Here is a 20790-nt window from a genome sequence, read left to right as displayed (position 1 = left end):
CTTTCCTGGTGAACGGGTCGGTTTTCTAACGGCATCACCTTTGCTGATTCGGTTAGTCGCGAGAAAGGACACAAAAAGAGGATACCCAGATGTCAGTCAATACCAAGGCACCGACGATTCTTCAGATAGAGCACTACGGCGAGGAAAGCCAAGTTAGTGAGGCGATGCGATCCGCGCAGTACTTTCGGCTCGATGAAATCCCGGACTTGTCTTCGGGCCAATGACCGTCGCTTACATCGTGAACCTCGTTATGGTCACTGACCTGAACTCACTGTCCGAGACGCAGCTCACTGCCGCCGGCACCACGCCCTATTGGGGAGGGCGAAGCCCCATGGAGAGACAGACTTTTTGGCAGCGCTGGTTCGACCGTCTGCTCCAAATACGCGGGACCCTGGGTATTATAGGGCACGACAAAAGTAGCGGTCACTGCTTCAATGTCAACTGCAACCGCGACAACACAGTTGACCATGGGGCTGGCTGCTAGGGGGCAGTCCCGTTTGTTCTCCTAGATTTTTCAGAGAACCAGGAATCGCGCCGCTATTTGCGGCATTAACCGAGCCGGAGTAGGCTCGCCAGCACGGTTCTCGATCGATGAATAACCACTGCCAGAGTCAAGCGCGGGCCCGAAATCCGGATCGCAGCAAACTTTGACTCACGTGTGGACCCTCAATGACTCGATGCCCAGCGTGTCGTGCGGATATCGCACCTTCCTCAAAGTTCTGCAGTGAATGCGGCGCCAGGGTACAGGCATTACAAGAGCCGGGAAGAACCTTGCAGGCGTCGAGCGCCAGCCTCCCTGCACCAGAGATTTCGCGCAAGAACGAGGCGGGCGTCGGCGCATTGCACGGTGAGGGCGAACTCAGGCATCTAACCGTATTGTTTTGCGACCTCGTCGACTCAACCGAGTTAGCCGGTCAGTTCGATCTCGAGCAGTGGCATGAGATTGTTGCTGCCTATCAGAAGGCTGCGGCTGATGCAGTCATCGGGTTCGATGGTCATGTCGCCAAGTATCTCGGCGATGGGCTGCTCGCATTCTTCGGCTGGCCAATCGCCCGTGAAAATGACGCTGAAAAAGCTGCGCGAGCCGGACTTGCAATCCTTGATGGGTTAGCTCGGTTAAGTCAGGCGATCTCCCAGCCCGGTTTACTAGTGCGTGTCGGTATTCATTCGGGTTCGGTTTTCATAGGAAGAGGGCTGGACCGTGAAGCAGATGTCTTTGGCCAAGTCCCTGCGATTGCCGAGCGAGTCCAGGCCGTGGCTGAACCCGGCACGGTCGTAGTTACCGGCGCCACCCATCGCCTCATCGCGGGACTGTTTGCGGTTGAAGATCTCGGTGAACGAGTCCTAAAAGGCCTCGCTGCACCCGTAGGGTTATTCAGGATTCTACGAGCGACAGGAGTCCGCGGACGTATCCACTTGGCGGCGGCGCAGGGTCTCACTCCTCTGGTCGGGCGCGACGACGAATTGCGGATGATCTCGAGACGCTGGGAATTGGCGCGCGACGGTGATGGGCAGTTCGTGCACATCACGGGCGAAGCCGGGATCGGCAAATCCCGCCTGGTGCAGGAATTCCGTTTAAGAGTCGCTTCGAGTCCGCACACCTGGTTGGAATGTACCTGCGACTCGGATTTTCAGTCGGTGCCGTTCTTTCCGATCGTCGAGATGCTGCAGCGAAGCTTTGATTGGGAAAAGCAGTCGGCCGCCGAGCGCATGCAGACAGTTAAACGTCGCCTCGAACTAGCAGGAATTCACGACGGGGAGGCGCTGGAAGTGTTCGCGGAGCTGCTCGATCTGCCCCCGCCCGACAATCCTAACGGAATACCAGCGTCGCGGTTTGAGTCGCGCAAGCGATTGCTCTCCATCCTTGCAAACTTCTGTTTGGGATCCTCGCGAGTTCAACCAATGGTGATCGCGGTGGAAGACCTGCAATGGGCGGATGCCTCGACCCTTGAGTGGATTGAAGCCTTGGCGGAGCAAGGGGCAAACGCGTCTCTCATGTTGCTTTGCACCTCGCGACTGGACTTCCACGAGCCATTGCAATCCCACCATCTCCAACTCACCCTCCCCCGGTTGAGTCGTACTGAAGTCACCAGAATAGTCTCTGAGGTCGCGGGCAAAGGCCATCTTTCTGCCGAGATAGTGAAAGCCATCGTGGAACGCTCGGCTGGGGTTCCGCTTTTCGTCGAAGAGTTGGCGCGTCTCGCGATTGAGTCGGGAGATAGTTCAGCCGAGCAAATCCCCGCAACCCTTGCTGACTCCTTGATGGCGAGGCTGGATCGGTTGGGGAGCGCTAAGGAAATCGCGCAAATCGGCGCCGTGATCGGGAGCAGCTTCTCCCATGAACTAATCGCCGGTGTCTACGATGGTGAACCAGACGAGTTGCAGGCGGCCCTTCAACGGCTAATCGATTCGGATCTCCTGCACGCAACGGGAGCCGCACCGGAGGTAGTCTATCAATTCAAACACGCGTTGGTGCAAGACACCGCTTATGCGGCGCTGCTCAAGAGTCGCCGCCGTGAGCTTCATCGTCGGGCCGCCAACCTTATAACCGAACGCTTTCCCCAGACTGCAACCGAGAATCCCGAGGTTCTGGCTCGTCACTGGACCGGTGCGGGTGAACTGGAAAAGGCACTTAGCGCGTGGCGCAGCGCGGCTCGATCCGCGCGCAAGCGGCAGGCTTTTCGCGAGGCCGAGCGCGCCTACCAGCGTGCGCTCGAGGTTATAAATAAACTTCCAGAATCGCCGGACCGCGACGCGCTGGAATTACCGGTCGCAGGTGCCCTCGCGCAAGTGAGAGAGCTAACCCATGGTTACGCCGCTGCGGAAACAAAGGATGCCTTCTCCCGCAGGTTGACCCTGGTGAGAAAGATCGGCAACGTCGGACAGCTCTCGCTACAACTGTTAGGGACTTGGGCGGCTGCCATCAACGGCGGCGATTACCCTGCCGCCGACGCGCTGAGCAAGGAGTTGATGGATCTGAGCGAAAGCGAAGGGGACCCGAGGAATCTGGCCTTCGCTCATATGGCACGAATAGAAACCCACTTTTATCGGGGAAGACTGGAGCAAGCCGAGAGCCGTTTCATGCGCGGCCGAGCGTTCTTCGGTGAACAAGTCTTCCAGCAATTCCCGGGCGCGCTTGGCACCGCGCTGGCCTTTGCAAGTTTGACTGCATTCGCGACCGGTCGCATCGACACAGCTTTAAGCCGGATTGGCGAAGCCGCAAGATCCGTTCAGCAACGCAACGATCCCTACGACCGAGCATATATAAGCTACCAGACCGGAGCATTGAAGTTACTCATTGGAGAGCCAACCGGAGCCGTCGCCCCGGCGCGTGAGGCAATTAATTTGTCCGATGACCACGGCTTTCCGCACATCGCTGCGGCTGCGCGAAGTGCGCTAGGCGCAGCCTTGGCGAACTGCGGTGAAGCAGCACAAGGGGTTCAGCTCATCGAGGAGAGCTTGAGCGCCTTTGCTGAGACAGAGACCCGCATGGGCATAACTCTTTCGCTCTTTTACCTGGCGCAGGCGCAGGCCCTGCAGGGAGCGACCGACAAAGCTCTCCACACGCTGGAGCGCGCCCTCGAAGCCAACCCCGATGAGCTCATCTACCGCCCGGAAGTACTCAGGTTTCGCGGTGATTTAAGGTTGCGAACCGGTGATCGTGATCAGGCAGTGGAAGACTTCGGCGAAGCTATCACCTGCGCGCAAGGCATGGGCGCCAAGTCATTCGAATTGCGCGCCGCGCTGAGCAAAGCGCGGCTAATGCTCTCAAGCGACGATCGTTTCGGCGCGCGCATGCTGCTCACGCCAATATACAACAGTTTTGGAGAAGGTCTCGATTGGCGCGATCTCGTCCAAACAAGAGTCGTGCTCCAGGAAACGGCAGTAGGATAAAATCAACGGACGGCCGCTTATGTCGCCTACTCGGATAGACCCTGCGAGCTTCCCCTCGCTTCAGGATATCGAAAATACGGTCGCGATGAACGGCGACCCAATTCTACGCAATCTCAAGATCACCCAAGGTTATTACGTCTTGAGCGGGGCTATGAGCACGATGGTGGGCGGGGGAAGCGTAAGTTGGTGCGGATTCGCTTCGTGGTCGTCCAAGACCATTGGCGTGTCCATTCGCGAAGCAAACATGAGTAACCGCGGCCTGCTGGCAATAACCCAATCGTGGATCTATCAGGAAACGATTCAGCGCCTCGTGAACCTCCTCAAGGCGGCCGGGGTGATCGGAATTGATCCTTTTGACAACGTGATCACCCAAGCTTTGGATGATGGTATCGATAACCTCAAACAGGGAAATGCCGAGGTATATGGTGAGATCGGCGCTCTCTACACCAGACTAATCTCAGCTCTTGGCAACGACGTTAACCTCGACCTAACTCGGCTTGCTCCGGTAATTGCGTATCTCGACAGCAAACCTTCAGAACAAGGCGGTCAGGCGCTGCTTAGAGTAGCAGCCGAGAATTATTACCGTGCGCGCTTCGAAACCGACCCGAGTCTCAAAGCGCAACTGGTGCTGCTTGCGAATGCGCAGGTTGGTAAGCACGAACAGATGCGACTTCAAGGATGCCTCGAAGATTTTCTTGGGGGTTCCCTCGAGCAGAGAATCGTGGAGCACGCGCAACAGCAATGCCACGGGATAACCGAACTTGAAATCGCAGTCACTCCGATTGCGCGCGCGGCGGGAAAATTCGCCAAAGCGGAATGGACGAAACTCCTCACAGATCTGGCCCTGCATTTGAACCTTCCCGGCAATGAGAAGTTGCACCTCAGGTCCGATGTGCCGCCGCCACCAGGCAAGCCGCTTTACCCTCCTGATCTGGAGAAGCTGAACAATCCGGATGCGCTTGCCATCTTGAAGGAGTTCGGTGCCGACACGCCGAATGCCATTGGTACCGGGGCGACGGACTGGAGCAACCTCGTTCAGCGGATGCACTACATCTTGGTCTTATTCCGATCGCGTCAACTTGAGTCGATCCTGTTGAGTGAGGCCTTCAGTGACCCGCAGCAGTCCGATTTAGCGGCTGGACGTATGCCAACCGAGCCACCGGCGCTCTAGAAGATCCGGAAGAGCGAGCTGGGTTCTGGGGCGGCGAAAAGTGATCGGAAAAGAGTTTGGTTTGACTGAGGTGATGCGAGACCGTGAGCAGGCTCTTCTGCCGTTACCTCAGCGTTGACGCTTAAACCGACTCCACATCTCCGGGAGCGGCCGCAGCAGTCCATTGCACAAGATTATCGGGCCGTGCTCGTAAGGCATCGCTAAAGGTGCGCCGAACCTGTCGACAATCTTGCTTTCGCGGCACATCTCGCTCCATCGTTGGGGATCGCCATTGACGTGTAGGATCACGCTGCCGTCGAAGCCGTGCGTGCCCCAGAAGTAGTACTGGAGCTGGCCGCATACCGATGGCGGCAAGCCGTCTTCAGGTCCGTATAGGTCAAGCGCCGCCGCTTCCCCATAGTTTTGGGTCATAATCGCTGCGCGCGAGCGATCCTCAGGCGATAGCGAACGATAAGCGTGCGCAACTTGCTTCTCCATCTCGCGCCAACCGAGTTCATCAGAGAAAACCTGAGTCAGGGGGGCCCCAATGCCTTCGATCTCGACCGGGCGGGGTCGTAGATGCGTCTTGTCTAAGTAGCGGGCGAGTGCGGCTGGATGGAGAATGGGCAAGACCACTGGAAGCACTGGCAGTGCGAGCGCAATGGCGGCGAGGTACCAGATCGTTCGCAGAGCCCTACCTAGTTCAGCGCAGGCAACTGCACCGACCGCGAACATCGTGGGATAAGCCGGGAAGAGGTAATAATCTTTTCCACGTAAGTAGATGACCGTAGCGCTCGCCACTACAAAGGCCAGCGACAGGAACCGTGCCGGCTTGAGTCTCTCCATAAAGAATGGCGAAAGGATGCCCGCGATCCAAAGCGGGGACAGGAGAAAATTCATCGCGGCTAGCTGGCCAACTTCGAATCGAACCGGGGTCCCCGTGAGGTTTCGATGCGCGGTTGCGAAGCCAATGGTTGCGAGAAACGGCCATCCGTGAAGCTGCTGCCATACCAGGCTCGGCGCTCCGACTACGACCGCTGCCGCCACCGCGTACCAAGATTCACGCCAATAGAGGAGCCTGCGCGCCGAGGTCATAAGTATTCCGATCGATAGACCCAGCAGCCAGATAGCAATTCCGTATTTCGTTTCGAATCCGATTCCGGCAACCACCCCAGCCCAGATGAGCGAGTTGCGCTTGCCGTTTAGAATCGCGCGCGTAAGCAACCACGCACACAACGTCCACCCAAGCGGTTCAAACGCAGACGGGCCCAGCGTGGAGCTGAGCGCCAAGAGCCCCGGCGCTATCGCTACCGCGATTGCCGCCATCCACGCAGCCCTCTCGTCGCCGCCCACGGTCCTCGCGAGCTGGGCAGTCAGCGGAATCAGCGCAAGAGCCGCAACGACCGCGGGCAAACGCAGCATCCACACATTGATCCCAAACGCCTGCGTCGCAGCCGCTACCAGGGGGACGACCGGCGGAAGATCCGCATAGCCGAACGCCGGGTGCCTTCCACACGCGATGAAGTAGAGCTCATTGCGAAATATGTCGTAACGGCCAGCCGTAAACACATATACGAGCCCCAGAACCAATACGGCGAGCCAGACCAGCGGACTCCGGCGTATTGACGCTCGCATTGCTTCGAACGGCCGCCACCCCAGTTGCGCCTCCGTCATGGCTACACGACCTTTCAGAGCGACGTACCGCGGCCGGGCCAATCGAAGCTTGGCATCTGTGACTTAAGACAGTTGGTAACTTGTGTAGCTACGAGCCCCTTCACGTTCGTGTTCTCGGCCGGTTCGCGGAACATATAGGCGCGCGCTCAGATTTTCCAGCTGCCACTGAGTATCGATTGTCCAACTATTTGAGTGTTTTGCGAAAAATTCATCGAGATGACCGTCCCGTCTCGCGAGCGCGCTCCAGTTGTCAAATGTCGAGGTACCTTCGCAGCCGCCACGCAGCCAATGGCCAGCGCCAAGGTTCTCTGTGTACTTCTGTGCCAACTTGAAAGACGATCACATGGACCGCCAGCCACTGGGTTTGTACCTTCGAATAAACGTGGACAGTAGGCCCGTCGACCACGCGGTCGGCGTGCTAGATAATACGCTGACCCCGCGTCGTCGCGGTGGGTGTAAGCTTGTTTCGCTGAAATCCTTCCCGACTCCAAGGCGTGGCACATCAGTCTACCGCTTCGACCGTCGGGGAGAGTCGCGCAAAATCGAACCGGTCCAGTTTCCCTGCTCATCCGTCGAAGGGTGGTAATCGTCGATCTTCGTTCCGCGTTTCGAAATGCTATTTAGGTTGTCGGGTTGCACTGCCAAGCTGTTGGAGCAGCGCCTTGGCGTCCTTCAAGTCGGCAGTGTCGAAGCCCTCGGTGAACCAGTCGTAGACTTGCGCCAGCATCGCGCCCCCCTCGTCACGACGACTCGTGTCGCGCAGTAGGCGTGCAAGACTCATGGTCGCGCGTAGCTCCGGGAGTTTCGCGGACTGTTCTCGCGCCGTGTCGATAGCCGCACGAAAAGAAACCTCTGCTTCGGCACCGTCGGTCGGGTGGAGCATGAGCGACAATTCGCCCTTAAGCCGATAGAGCTCTGATTTGGCTTCTGCGTCGCCCGTGCGATCCCCCAGTTGGAGCGCTTTTGCCACCACCCTCATCCCTTCCGCCGGCTGCCGGGCGGCCAGATACGCCAACCCCAGGGCGGCATACAACCAACCGGGAGCCGTCGCCCCGGTCGCCTCAAACGCGGCCTTCGCGTCTTTTATCCCGGCTATGGCTTCGTCCGTCCTTCCCAACATCGTCAGTGCCTGCCCGTGTGCGATCTGAGCGAATGAGTGCAAATTACTGAATCCGTGTTCAGCAGTAAGCGCGAGCATGGATTCGAAATATTTCAGGGCTTGGGTGCCGTCTGCGCGCCACACGAATAGTGTCGCAACGCAATTCAGGGCGAATGCCAAAGGAAGCGGGCGAGGTCGCCTCCGTGCCCAGGTCAGAAACTCTAGTGACTGCCGCAACGCAACGTCTGGAAATCCCAAATTCGCGGTACAGAGGGGCGCGTAGAAAAGGCACGCAGCCGTAAAATGTTCCTCTCCCGGCCCGAGATGCTCCTCGCGCTCAAACCGCTCAAACAAGCCGATGACCTTCTCCGAGTGTGCGCGCGAGCCAATGAAATCGCCCATCAACCAAAGGATGTTGGCCAGCGAGCCGTGGGCGTTCAATTGCATTCCGCGATTCGAGGCCTGGTCCGCGAGTCCGACAAGGTTTTCACCGATCTCCCGGGCCCTGGCCAGTTCGAGCCGGAACGCAGAAAGCACTGAGATCCCCACCAAACAAAAAAAGAGTTCAGTGGCGTTTCCGAGCCGCTCAGCGAGCGCCTGTCGACGTGTCAGGTGGCGCTCGTAGTCAGCGGCGGCGTACCCCTTAGCAACCAGTGCGATGTCCCCAAGTCCCGACTGGATTGCCATCTCCTTGCGATCACGTTCCGCACCATCGGCCAGGGCCTGAAGCCTTTCCAACGCCTCTTCGAGGTATGCAGTGGCTGCCGAGAAAGCTGAACGCTGATATGCCAGACCCGCGGCACGAACGAGGTAGGCAACCGCCTTTTCGGTGTTGCCGCTCCGGCGATAATGGTGGGCCAGGTTTGAGACCTTATCATCGAGCGAATCTGCATACAGTCTTTCGATGGATTGGCCGATGCGCTCGTGAATGACCTTACGGCTTTCCTGCAGCACCGATCCGTAGGCGACTTCTTGGGTCAGCGAGTGTTTAAAGGCATACTCCACGTCGCCTGCCGCCGGTCGCTCGTGGATGAACTCACCGCGCTGCAGGGCGTTCAGCAGCTGATTCAGTTCATCAACCGGCTTTTTAGTGACATCGCGAGCCAACGCGAGCGGAAACTCGATCCCAATTACCGCCAGTATCTGCAAAAGCTCTTTTTCGCGGGCGGGCAGCCGGTCAATGCGCGACGCGAGAATAGCCTGCACCGTTGTGGGGATCTTGAGGGCATCTAGAGAGCGGGTGAGCCTGACCACTCCGTTGCGCACCAGCGCGCCATCTTCCACGAGTGCCTGGACGATTTCCTCGATGAAGAGTGGAGTACCCTCGGTCTTTTCGACGACCAGGCGCTTGAGCGCGAAGAGCGTCTCATCGATCGTCCGGCTGTTCACACCGAGCAGCGTATCGAACATCTCGCCAGCCGACTCCCTGCCCAAGGGGTCAAGACGCAGCTCTGTGTAATATGATTTGCTGCTCCACGGGTGCGAGTACTCAGGTCTATAGCTCACCATCAGGAGCACCTTCTCGGTGCCGATTGAGTCCGCGAGCAGGTTCAGAAAGGCCTGGGTTTCTTCGTCGATCCAATGCAAGTCCTCAAAGATGACCATCAACCGCTGGTTGAGCGATTCGCGAAGAAGAATCCGTTTAAGCGCTTCGAGCGTGCGCTGACGTCGAATCTGCGCGTCCATTCCGGCCAGTGGATCCTCACCATCGACCAGTCCCAACAATCCGAACAGGTAGGCGCGGGTATCCTCGAGCGTGGGATCGAGTGTCACGATTCTGCCGTTGACCTTCTCGCGCCGAGCGCGCAGGTCATCGTCCGCCCTGATCCCAAAATAGCCGTGCAGGAGGTCTATCATCGGCAGGTAGGCCGAAGCTTTGCCGTGCGAGATTGAGAGCGCCTCCAGCACCATCCACTCCGACTGCTGCGTGACCCTGAACTCGTAGAGCAGCCGCGACTTGCCGACGCCAGGCTCCGCGACTGCGGCGACAATCTGGCCATGCCCAGCCTTCGCCAGCTCGGCGGCGTGCTTGATCGTTTCCATTTCACCTTGGCGGCCGATGAACCTGGTGTACCCGCGCGCCGCGGAGCGCTGGAGGCGCGTCCGCAGGGACCCCGGCCCCGTGACTTCATAGATCTCTAGTGGTCCGCTGACGCCCTTGATGCGTGCCGGTCCGAGCGGCTTCAACGCAAAATAGCCCTCGACCAGCTTGCGCAGGGGTTCGCCGATGGCGATGGAGCCGGGTGCCGCCAGCGCCTGGAGGCGGGCTGCGACGCTAGTAGAGTGCCCTATCGGCGCGTACTCGGTCTGCTTCTCGCCGGTTCGAATCTCACGCAGCACTACCTCTCCGGTGTTGGCACCGACCCGCACCTGCAAATTCACCCCCTTCTCAGCACGCAGCTTCTCGGCATAGCGTCCGACTTCGGCCTGCATTCGCAGTGCCGCGAACAACGCTCGCTGTGGATGGTCCTCATGCGCGACGGGAGCGCCGAACAGCGCGAACACGCCGTCGCCAGTGGATTGGGCGACGTAGCCGTCATAGGTATGGACGGCGTCGATCATCAGCGTAAGCGCAGGATCGATGATGGCGCGGGCTTCCTCGGGATCGAGGTCTTCGATGAGCTCCATCGACCCTTTGATGTCGGCGAATAGCACCGTGACCGTCTTGCGCTCACCCTCAACCGCAAGTGTTGCCTCGGCTTTGGCGATGGTAGGAGAAGACTTCGCCGACCCGGCTGCACTCGTGCCGGACGCGAGCGGTGTCGTGCATTGGCCGCAGAATTTAAACTGGGGCGGATTTTCCGAGCGGCACGTGGGGCAGATGAGCGCCAGCGCCGCGGTGCACTGTCCGCAAAATTTCATTCCCCCCGGGTTTTCGAAACCGCACTTCCAGCAGCGCATCGTGAGTATCCGCTTTCGAGCTCGCAGGACGTCCAAACTACGCTCGTTTCAGTGGGCTTTGCCAAGGCTAGGTTTAGCCCGCCGGTGCAGGCAAAAGTGCAGCAATTCCACTAGAGGAAGCTGCTGGTCTCGCCATGAAGGCCCTGGAGCGCGGAGGCGAGTTATCATTGCCTGGCAGCGGCGAAGTCTCAACTGCCTCAAGCGGATACTCCGTGGCAAACAGTCTCCCCCGATTGCACGCAATGGGAACGAGATCGAGTTCGACGGTTAGACAGCTGTCCGGCTCAGCAACCCGACTGGACTCTAGAACTCCGTTGAGCACGGCATACGTCATGCCGAATCCGAGCACTATCCAAGACCCAAAGTCATGGACCCAAGGCCTGTCGTGGAAGACAGAAACCGAGGAAGCAGTGGCGAAAACGTAAGCAAACGCGAACAGAAGCCAGATCACCAGCTTCCGCTCCTCGGCTCGTTCGGTTAAGCCGGCTGTTTTCCTGGCGATCTGTCGACCTCGCCACAGGCAGCTCGCCTCAGCCAGGTCCAGTTGGCGGCGATTGCCATCAGGTCCCGCGCTCCCACCTTCCACACGCACCCTTCGATTGCTGGCTTTGGCCGCCGCGGGACACCCTTCCTAGGCTTGGAGCCTAGCCGGTTTGGTGGAGACAAGAAGGTGCCAGACATTCCGTAACCTGTTGATCACGCGCTCATTTGCTTTTCGATCGACGTATCTGCAGGATTTGTGTCCGGAGCAAGTGTGAGAGGGATCGCACGGGTGCTGATTGTGGCTGGGCTGCTCGGCTTAGCCTGGCTGTCGATGCAGAATCAGGCGGGCGCTCAAAGCTTTTTTGGTCCATCGAAGATGCCGCCGAAATGGGACGCGAGAATTCCTGTTCCGCCAAGGTCGACGCTGCTCTCCTCGACCCGGCCGCGGCCCGGCGGCAGCGTCTACTCGGCCGAATTCCTGGCACCGCGAAGCTACCCCGATACGGTGGATTTCTATGAAACGCATCTCGCGAAGGCCGGCTTCACCATGGGACCCAAAACCGCAAATGCCTCGCGCAAGCTCTACCAACGAACTTTCACCGACGGAACCGTCAGGGACAAACTGACCATCCACACCCGGCCGGGCGACAATCGAGGCCTGCTCACGATCCACATCGTGTACACGCTCCCGTCCGGCGCAGACTAAGTACTCCCCATCCGCCTCGCCCTGACTTGAAGCCCCCAGCCAAGACCTGTCTACTGTTGGCAGACAGTAGACATTACCGGTTGACTCTGAGTGAATCCAGAGCTGTGACCCCGCACGAGGAGCACACCGCTATCCGCGCATAGTTTCGGCGTTGTAATCTCTTGTGAGCAGTTCCAAGAGATGCCCGTTAGGATCGCGGAAATAAACGCCGCGCCCACCGTTCCAGTTGTTGATTTTCATGTCTTCGGGGGTGAAAGGCCCGCTGCCATAGGTCAGCCCCTCCGCCTTCACACGATTGAAAATCTCATCGAATTCCGGCTCCCCGACTTTGAAAGCATAGTGGTGCGGCTGGAACGACTTGCGATTGTCGAAATCTAGGCTCAGTGACTGACTCGGGATGCGAATCGGGGCGAAATGTCCGAGTGGCCCTTCGTATTTGAGTCCGAAAATTTTTTCATAAAACCGCGCGGACTGTTCCTTATCATGCGCAGGCACGATCGTGTGATTCAATTCGATTTTCACGACGGTCCTCCTTGGGAAGCGGACACTTCCGATCGTATTCGCCGATCACAGCGCCCTGTCAACCGCGCGAGCGGAGATAGATCGAACTGGAACTTGAGGCCGGACGCTCGAGGTGTCCCGTTATCGTGAATTGCTCAAGTCCTCGACCTGCCTACTTGTACAATTGCAGCCCCTCGAGGTCGCCCTTTTCGCGCCATTCCGCCAGCATCGCGTTAAACTGATTGATGCCTGGGGTGTAGACCTGGTCCAACAGTCCACCAGCGGAGGTATCGCCTTCGTTGTTGTAGTAGCCTGGGGTGCAGGCAGATAGAAACTCCCGGCTGTTTCCCGCGAGGCTGCGAATCGTATCTACCCACGCTTTTTCGGCTTCCGGTGTCGCCTCCACTACCACCGCGCCCCGGCTTCGCACTTCTTTGATGATGTACGCAAGGTGCTTGGCCTGATCATCAAACATCGAGGTCATGTTCGCGGACAGAGCATTCTGCCCGACGCCGATGAAGAACCAGTTTGGAAAGCCGCTGGTTGAGTGACCATGAAGGGTACGGAGACCATTTGCATAGTATTCGGAAAGTGATCGGCCATCGCGCCCATAGGTTCGGAAGCGAGCGCTTCTAACCGCGCCGGTGGTCTCAAAACCGGTTGCATAGATGATGTAATCGACTTCGTATTCGACGCCATTGGCGACCACGCCTTTTTTGGTGATTCGTTCCACCCCCTTGGCCGCGCTGACATCGACCAGCGTCACGTTGGGCAGGTTGAATGTAGGAAGATATTCGTCGTTGAAGGTCGGCCGCTTGCAGAACAGACGGTACCAGGGTTTGAGAGCCTCGGCGACCTCCTGGTTTTGCACGACCTGGTCTACCCGCGTGCGAATTCTGTTCATCTTGGCGAAGTCCGCCAGCTCAGCACGTAACGCCATGTCTTCGGGCCCGGCCTGCGCCCGCTTGGAACTGAGCACGAACCCCGAGGCGATGTTGTTGCGAAAGATGTCGGCCCAGCCGTCATTGACGAGATCCTCGGTGACCGGGCGGCCCGAGATAATTTTGGCGAAATTCTCCGCCCGTTGACGTTGCCAGCCGGGTTTGAGCGACGCGACCCATTTGGGGTCTGTCGGCTTGTTGCCGCGCAGGTCTACCGAGGACGGAGTCCGCTGGAACACATAGGTGTGCTTGGCGTATTTACCGACAAAAGGCACACACTGGATAGCCGTCGCGCCCGTGCCAATGATCGCGACGCTCTTGTCGCCCAGGTTGTACAGGTTTCCGGTAGTGTCGCCGCCCGTATAGTTGTAGTCCCACCGCGTGGTGTGAAAACTGTGACCCTCGAATGTCTGAGGCCGGCGACGCCTGGAAGCTTGGCCTTGCTGACAGCGCCCGCTGCCATGATGACAAATCGCGCTTTGATCGCGTCGTCGCGGTTGGTCCGGACGATTCGGGCGCCGGATCGACTCATCCCAGCGCAGCCCCGAGACCCGGGTCTGGAATAACGTTTTCTCGTAGAGGCCATACGCCCGCCCTATGCGCTGTGAGTGTTCGAGGATTTCCGTGGCATAGGCGTACTTCTCCTTCGGCATGTACCCGAGTTCCTCGATGAGCGGAAGGTAGATAGAGTTTGAGAGTTTTCCCAGAACCCCTCGAGTCTTGAAGAAATACGATAGATAAGCCGAATCCGGCGCGCACGCGAAAAGGAGACGAGAAATGGGAAAGACCGAGCAGATTCCCGATCCCGGAATGGAATTCGATGCTAACGCTCTGCGCGAAAAGTACCGGCAGGAGCGCGACAAGCGCTTGCGTCCAGACGGCAGTGCGCAATACATCGAGACGACCGGGCAATTTGCGCGCTACTTCGAGGTGGATCCTTATATCGAGCCCGGATTCACCCGTGAGCCGCTTACCGACGAAATCGAAGTGGCGATCATCGGTTGCGGTTTCTGCGGTCTACTGGCTGGTGCGCGACTGCACGAAGCAGGTATCGAGGGCGTCCGTGTCATCGAAGCCGGGGGCGACTTCGGGGGCACCTGGTACTGGAACCGCTACCCAGGCTGCCAATGCGACGTCGAATCCCAGGCCCGCGATCGTCTGGTCCAGCGCCGCTTCGACGAGTTCGCGTAAAGGCTGTTTTTGCGCCTCTTACGAACCAGTTGTGCAACGCCACATTTCCTGCGGACATCATCACGCCAACTATCACAGCGGGGCGCATGTCATGAGAGTGATCGAGTCCCATGCGCTCGGCGACCATCTCGGTGAAGGTCGAATTCCACGCCCTTTGTTGTTCAAACGCTCCGCTCATCTCTTCGGGATATTTGCGAAATAGTTCCAAGCGAAGCCGCGCGATATCCGCCTCGGCTTCGACCTCGCGGCTCATTTCAACGAGGATGTCCCGCAGCATGCGGACCGCAGACGGGCTGGGTTGTTCCTTCGCGAGGGTCCTTGCCAAACTGTCGTCGTAACGCTGGCGATCGCCGAGCAGCAAGTCCTCCTTGCTGGCGAAGCGAAAAATGTACGTCTCGAAATGTCCGCCGCGTCTGCGATCTCGTCTACGGTGACGGCGCTGATTCCGCGCTTGACAAACAGTGAAAGCGCGATCCGTTCGATCTGCGCAGCCAGCTTGGTGCGCCGCCGGTCTGGGACGCCCAACCGTATGGCTCCCTGTCCCATCCAGGTGACTCATATTCGTACGATATCTTCACCCAGGCGGGACGCGCCGTGGGACCAGATCGCAACCTCGCCGTCGATCCCATGGGCGGTCTGAAGGTGGGCAACCTGATAGCCACCGGTGCCTCCCAATCGGGTGCGCGCATCGTCGCTTATATAAATGGGATTTCACCGAAGGAGCGTGTGTTTGACGCCTTCCTGCCGCTCATCATCGGTGGAATGGCTTCGGGTTTCGACGACACCGTACTCTATCCAAATAAGATCTTTGCCATGCCTCCCGGAGAGCTCGCCAAGTTGATGCGACCCTTCACCAAGTTCGCGACGACCTAAACGTTCCCGTCCTGCTGGTTAATTCGGAAAGCGAGACCTTGGGCTGCTTTCCATGCCGGCAACCCGACACCGATAAATTCCGTTTCCCTGGGAAGTTGCCGGTTCCTCGCATGGCCCCCAGGGGATGACTGAACTCATGGAGCACAAGACCAAGCGCGATGGCGTCTTTGTCAATCAGTTCGGCGAGGCCCGACCCAGCGTCGTGATGTGGAGCCCTGCGGCCGACGCGGCAATCGCTCACCTCAACCGCTGGATAGAAGGTGGCGTACCACCAGCCAGACAACCGCTGATCGCAGTGTCCGGAAATCCGCCTGCAATCGATCGTGACGAACACGGCATTGCCAAGGGCGGTGTGCGCCTGCCGGATGTCCAGGTGCCGACGGGCTGCAATACCGGATACAACGCGGGGGCGGGCCTGGAAGCACTGGTGGGATCCACCCAGCCATTCCCTCCCGCTAAGCTCAAAAAGCTCTATCCGAGCCATGATGCCTATGTGGCGAAAGTCGCGGCTGCCGCGAGGGCGGCGCGCGAAGCCGGCGTCATCCTAGCCCACGCGGAGAGCGACTACGTTGAAAGGGCGAAAGCTTCCACGATCCTGGAGTAGCCAATTCCGTAGCGGCTCAGCGCCGTCGTGTGGGGATCCAGCACGCACACGAGTTCTCGGCGATCCCCTAGCGAGAGTGAGGCTAACATAATCGCGTTCCATATCGTTTTCACGGCGGTTGGGTACCCACGAAGGACTGGCGTACATTGGGGACCGCGCGGCGGTATCCACCTGATAGTGACTCGGTGCGCATGAAACTGCCGCGCGCATCTTTCGCGGAGAAATATGGAGCGCGAGGTCAAGCCACCGTTCCCTGCCGATCACGTAGGCAGTTTGCTGCGGCCGCCCCCGCTACTAAAGGCTCGCGAGGATCTCAGGGCTGGCCGCATTTCACCCGCCCAATTGCGTCAGATCGAGGACGATGCGATCAGAAGTGCGGTAACGACCCAGCAGGAAATCGGTTTGCGCGCCGTAACCGACGGTGAATTTCGCCGGGCTTCCTGGCACATGGATTTCTTGTATCAAATTGGTGGTGTCACGAGCGGCGAAGATAAGCTCAAGGTGCAGTTCTACAATGAAGGCGGGACCATCGAGTTTGCCCCTGCGGCACTTCGAATAAATGCCAAGCTCAAACTCCCGCACTGCATCTTCGGCGATCACTTCGATTTTCTTAAATCGGTGGCACGTGTAATTCCCAAGCTAAGCATTCCCTCGCCGAGCATGATGCACTACCGCGGCGGGCAGGCCGTGATTGCTCGCCGCATCTATTCCGACGTCGAGGAATTCTGGAGCGATCTGGCCGGCGTCTATGCAGAAGAGATCCAGCACCTGCACGTTCGCGGATGCAGATACCTTCAGCTGGATGACACCAGCCTCGCATATCTGAACGATCCCGCGCAGCGGGAGTACATCTCCAACCTGGGCGGCGACGGTACGAATCAGCACCTCGCGTATATTCGCCTTATCAATCGTGCGCTCTCGCTGAGACCGCCAGATATGACGGTCTGCACCCACATGTGTCGAGGTAACTTCCGTTCTTCATGGGTGGCCTCCGGAGGTTACGACTATGTCGCGGAAGCTCTGTTCAGTGAGCTTAACGTCGACGGATTCTTTCTCGAGTATGACGATGCGCGCTCGGGAGGTTTCGAACCGCTCCGCTTCGTACCCAAGGGCAAAGTCGTCGTTCTCGGGTTGGTCACCACCAAGCGGCCAACTCTTGAAAGCAAGAACGATCTGAAGCGCAGAATCGACGATGCTTCCAAATATGTCCCCCTGGAGCAATTGCGTCTCAGCCCGCAGTGCGGGTTCTCTTCAACGGTCGAGGGCAATCAACTGTCGATCGATGATCAGTGGGCCAAGCTGCGACTAGTCGTGGAGACGGCGCTCGAGGTCTGGGGTTGAGCACCATCGGGACCCAGGTCGGAATCGTCGGGGCCGGCCCGGCCGGCTTGATGCTCTCCCACCTACTTCATCTCCAAGGGATCGACTCGGTCGTCTTGGAAACACGGACACGCAAATATGTTCAGGAACGGGTTCGCGCGGGCGTGCTCGAACAAGGCACCGTGGATCTCTTGATTGCGACAGGGGTGGGCGACCGGCTCAAGAAGCAAGGCCTTATCCATCACGGAATCGAACTTCGCTTCAATGGGCGGCGCCACCGAATCCCCCTCAGTGAGCTCACAGGGGGACGAGCGATCACTATTTATGGACAAAACGAACTCGTTAAAGACCTGACCGATGCAAGGCTTGCGGCCGGAGGCCAAATTCTTTTTGAAGCCCAGGACGTCGGACTGGCGGGCTTCGAGAGCTCAACCCCCAGGATTCATTTCCGGAAGGACGGCCAAGCAGCCGAGATTGCCTGTGACTTCATCGCAGGATGCGACGGTTTTCATGGCGTTTGCCGCCCCAGTATTTCGAAGCACACGGTGAGAGAATTCGAGCGTACCTATCCTTTCGCATGGCTGGGAATTCTTGCCGAAGTGCCTCCGTCTGTGGATGAAGTAACCTACTGTCGCAGCGAACGCGGGTTCGCATTGCACAGCATGCGGTCACCCGAACTGACGCGCCTCTACCTCCAGTGCTCGCCGACGGAAGACTTGAATCATTGGCCTGAGGCCCGCATCTGGGACGAACTCCAGGCACGCCTCGCTACCGACGATGGTTGGAGTCTCAAGCAGGGTTCGATCATTCAAAAAGGGATCACTGAGATGCGTTGCTACGTGGTCGAGCCGATGCGTTGCGGAACACTTTTCCTGGCGGGCGACGCGGCGCACATCGTCCCCCCGACTGGAGCGAAAGGTCTAAACCTCGCGGTCGCCGATGTCATGGTCCTTGGCCGTGCGCTGCATGAATTCTACAGGTCCGGTTCGCGCCATCTGCTCGACACCTATTCCGATACTTGCCTTAGGCGCGTATGGAAGGTTCAACGATTCTCGTGGTGGATGACGTCGACGTTACATCGATTCGACGAAGAAAATGCCTTCGATCGGCGCCGGCAACTTGCCGAGTTGGACTACGTCACTAGCTCGCCCGCCGCAGCTCAAAGTCTGGCGGAGAACTACGTGGGGTTGCCGTTCGATCAGAACGCCTGAGTACCGCGGATTTACCCGCGCTCCTTCTTCTTGATCGTTCGGAATGTTAGAGCTCATGCTCGGGCACTCGGAAAGCCGCATTGACCGCGGGAAATCGCGCGTATGTTGCCACCTGCATCAGCACTTGGCGGATCTCCTCGACGGTCGCACCCGGGTATTGCGCGTCGCACGGAAGTGAAGCGCTAGCTCCTGCCCGCGGTCGAGCACGGCCAACATTGCGATTGGCTGAGATGATGAGTACACGCGACTCGTCGCGTCCGACAACGGCGACGCTTGCCGCAATTCCATCGACAAATTGTAGGATTCGGCTGTAGTCGATCGTCATGCTTCCCGGAGAAATTGCTCTGCTAACCTATCAATCAATTCGAATTTCGTGAGCTTTTCGGCGAAGGACTCCGTGAAGTCGGGGCGCGAAGTGACGATCCGCGACAGGTCCTCCACTCAAGCGTAGTTCTTCAGAAAATCACGCACCGCGTCCGCCAGGTCGGGCCGCTTCAATGCAAACGCGATCTGCGCCTCCAGGAAACCGACCTTGTCGCCGCAATCAAAGCGACGGCCCTTGTAACGTAGCCCGTGAAAGGGTTGCTGGCCGATCAATTTCGCCATTCCGTCCGTCAACTGCACCTCTCCCCCAGCGCCACGCTGCATTAGGGCCAAGTGTGTGATCACCTCCGGCATCAGGATATAACGCCCAATTATCGACAGGTTAGAGGGCGCATCCTTCGGCGCAGGCTTCTCGACCAGTCCGGTAACCTCAACCAGGCGCCCGTCATCACGTCCCACTTTCAGGATACCGTAGCGGCTGGTGTGCTCGCGCGGTACTTCGGTCACCGCGACGATATTTCCGCCGGTCTCGTAATATGCCGCTGCAAGTTGCGCGAGGCACGGTTCATCGGCGAGGATGAGATCATCGGGCAGCAGGATCGCGAAAGGGTCCTCGCCGATGAACGCCCGCGCACACCAGATGGCATGGCCCAGGCCCAGCGGGACTTGCTGACGTACGCTGGTGATCGAGCCCGGTTCGGAGTGCGTTGCGGCTAGGGTGGCGAGTTCCTCAGTCTTGTTGCGTTCCCGGAGCGTGTGCTCCAGTTCGTAAGCTACGTCGAAATACTCGACGATCGCGGTCTTCCCATGCCCCGTCACCAGGCTGAACTGTTCTATACCCGCTGCCCGCGCCTCGTCGACCGCATATTGAATCAGTGGCCTATCAACGACGGGCAACATCTCTTTCGCTGTTGCCTTGGTTGCCGGCAGGAAGCGCGTGCCCAGCCCGGCCACGGGGAGAACGGCCTTACGCAGTTTCTTGATCATGCATCGCCTGCCTTATGGAGCCGGTTCGAGACAACCGCGCGAGTCGGGCGGACATGTAGTACTTCTTGTTTTGTCGTAACCCGCGGCCGTGACGATCCAAGTAGACCAGCGATCATTTAATATGACCTGGGGACAGCCTACAAGAATCTTGCGCGCCTGCTCGGAGAGGTTTGCGCAGGCGAGGTACCCAAAAGGATCGTCGGATGCTGCCGCCAATTCCGAGCAACGAGCGCGAACGCCTCGCCGCACTCCACCGGTTAGAGTTGCTCGCACGTTACCTGAGCCGGCAGTCGATCGCTTAACTCGGTTGGCCGCGGCGGCGCTGGGCGTGCCTATCGCGCTGATCTCCCTAATCGACGAAGAGCGGCAATGGTTCAAATCACGCTTTGGCTTGTCGATCGGCGAGATCTCGCGCAACGATTCGTCTTGCGCTCACACGATCGCTGCCGATCACATGCTCGTCGTTGGCGATGCGACTCAAGATCAACGATTCTGCGACAGTCCTTTGGTCGCGATCCGCGCGTCCGGTTCTACGCAGGTGTGCCGGTGCAGACGGGCCGGGGCTTCGGCACGCCGTGTCTTGTGGCCAGCAAAGCCCCACCCTGGCCTATCGCTCGAGCAGGCCGAGATGCTTTGCGACCTCGCGACCCTCGCCGTAGCGCTTTTCGAGCTAGGTCAGGCGGCGAGGGTCCCATCCCGTGACTCGCTTGCCGGACAGATTGCGATTTCTCGAGGATCTCAATGTTCTCATCATCGTCTAAATCGTGGACCGGACAGATCGTGAGGCTCTGCTTGAGCGCGCGAGCGAAGCAGCACGGTCACTTGAGCACGGCGACGTCGAGGTCGCTGTTCCGCCCTTCCGTCAGGTACGGGAACCGCTCGACCGTGGCGCGCACTTTCTTGATCCTGCTCCCGTAGTTACCCCACTGGA

14 protein-coding genes are annotated in these 20790 nt (G+C 58.7%); 9 read left to right on the top strand and 5 right to left on the bottom strand.

What is annotated here, in order from left to right; translation table 11 throughout:
• Positions 1–89 precede the first annotated feature (89 nt).
• The 3 genes from VGI36_08025 to VGI36_08015 all read left to right on the top strand — a co-directional run bounded on the left by VGI36_08025 (position 90) and on the right by VGI36_08015 (position 5065).
• The gene (locus VGI36_08025) at positions 90–224 is read left to right on the top strand and encodes a hypothetical protein (protein ID HEY2485081.1); all 135 of its coding nucleotides are present in this window, start codon (positions 90–92) and stop codon (positions 222–224) included.
• Between the two features lie 547 nt (positions 225–771).
• On the top strand, positions 772–3894 hold the full coding sequence (locus VGI36_08020) for an AAA family ATPase (GenBank protein HEY2485080.1): 3123 nt from the start codon (positions 772–774) through the stop codon (positions 3892–3894).
• Positions 3895–3913: 19 nt separating this feature from the next.
• Positions 3914–5065: a hypothetical protein gene (locus VGI36_08015; protein ID HEY2485079.1), complete on the top strand. Its 1152-nt coding sequence runs from the start codon at positions 3914–3916 to the stop codon at positions 5063–5065.
• A 108-nt stretch (positions 5066–5173) separates the two neighbouring features.
• Here VGI36_08015 and VGI36_08010 read toward each other — a convergent pair whose 3' ends face one another.
• Together VGI36_08010 and VGI36_08005 are read right to left on the bottom strand one after the other, a co-directional pair.
• The gene (locus VGI36_08010; GenBank protein ID HEY2485078.1) at positions 5174–6718 is read right to left on the bottom strand and encodes a glycosyltransferase family 39 protein; all 1545 of its coding nucleotides are present in this window, start codon (positions 6716–6718) and stop codon (positions 5174–5176) included.
• Positions 6719–7334: 616 nt separating this feature from the next.
• Positions 7335–10718: an adenylate/guanylate cyclase domain-containing protein gene (locus tag VGI36_08005; GenBank protein HEY2485077.1), complete on the bottom strand. Its 3384-nt coding sequence runs from the start codon at positions 10716–10718 to the stop codon at positions 7335–7337.
• Positions 10719–11472: 754 nt separating this feature from the next.
• On the opposite strand from VGI36_08005, the gene VGI36_08000 reads away from it, so the two are divergent.
• Positions 11473–11907: a hypothetical protein gene (locus tag VGI36_08000; GenBank protein ID HEY2485076.1), complete on the top strand. Its 435-nt coding sequence runs from the start codon at positions 11473–11475 to the stop codon at positions 11905–11907.
• Positions 11908–12036: 129 nt separating this feature from the next.
• Here VGI36_08000 and VGI36_07995 read toward each other — a convergent pair whose 3' ends face one another.
• Together VGI36_07995 and VGI36_07990 are read right to left on the bottom strand one after the other, a co-directional pair.
• Positions 12037–12429, bottom strand: coding sequence for a VOC family protein (locus tag VGI36_07995; GenBank protein HEY2485075.1), 393 nt, complete (start codon positions 12427–12429; stop codon positions 12037–12039).
• Between the two features lie 151 nt (positions 12430–12580).
• Positions 12581–14002 (bottom strand): hypothetical protein, encoded by a 1422-nt coding sequence (locus VGI36_07990; GenBank protein ID HEY2485074.1) that lies wholly within the window; start codon positions 14000–14002, stop codon positions 12581–12583.
• 124 nt (positions 14003–14126) lie between these two features.
• Between VGI36_07990 and VGI36_07985 the strand changes: the two genes are divergently transcribed.
• From VGI36_07985 to pobA, 5 genes are all read left to right on the top strand, one after another.
• Positions 14127–14540 carry an NAD(P)-binding protein gene (locus tag VGI36_07985; protein ID HEY2485073.1) on the top strand — a complete coding sequence of 138 codons (414 nt, stop codon included), beginning with the start codon at positions 14127–14129 and terminating at the stop codon, positions 14538–14540.
• A 483-nt stretch (positions 14541–15023) separates the two neighbouring features.
• Entirely contained in the window at positions 15024–15413 is a 390-nt protein-coding gene (locus VGI36_07980) for an alpha/beta hydrolase domain-containing protein (protein ID HEY2485072.1), read from the top strand.
• A 76-nt stretch (positions 15414–15489) separates the two neighbouring features.
• Positions 15490–16017 carry an alpha/beta hydrolase domain-containing protein gene (locus tag VGI36_07975; GenBank protein ID HEY2485071.1) on the top strand — a complete coding sequence of 176 codons (528 nt, stop codon included), beginning with the start codon at positions 15490–15492 and terminating at the stop codon, positions 16015–16017.
• 225 nt (positions 16018–16242) lie between these two features.
• Positions 16243–17358: a 5-methyltetrahydropteroyltriglutamate--homocysteine S-methyltransferase gene (locus VGI36_07970; GenBank protein HEY2485070.1), complete on the top strand. Its 1116-nt coding sequence runs from the start codon at positions 16243–16245 to the stop codon at positions 17356–17358.
• Entirely contained in the window at positions 17355–18548 is a 1194-nt protein-coding gene (gene pobA / locus VGI36_07965; protein HEY2485069.1) for a 4-hydroxybenzoate 3-monooxygenase, read from the top strand. The genes VGI36_07970 and pobA overlap by 4 nt, the downstream gene beginning before the upstream one ends.
• 441 nt (positions 18549–18989) lie before the next feature.
• Here pobA and galU read toward each other — a convergent pair whose 3' ends face one another.
• Positions 18990–19859: a UTP--glucose-1-phosphate uridylyltransferase GalU gene (gene galU, locus VGI36_07960; protein ID HEY2485068.1), complete on the bottom strand. Its 870-nt coding sequence runs from the start codon at positions 19857–19859 to the stop codon at positions 18990–18992.
• Positions 19860–20790 lie beyond the last annotated feature (931 nt).

It is taken from the genome of Candidatus Binataceae bacterium (genome assembly GCA_036495685.1).
GTDB lineage: Bacteria > Desulfobacterota > Binatia > Binatales > Binataceae > JAFAHS01.
This window is presented reverse-complemented; position numbering and strand designations above follow the sequence as displayed.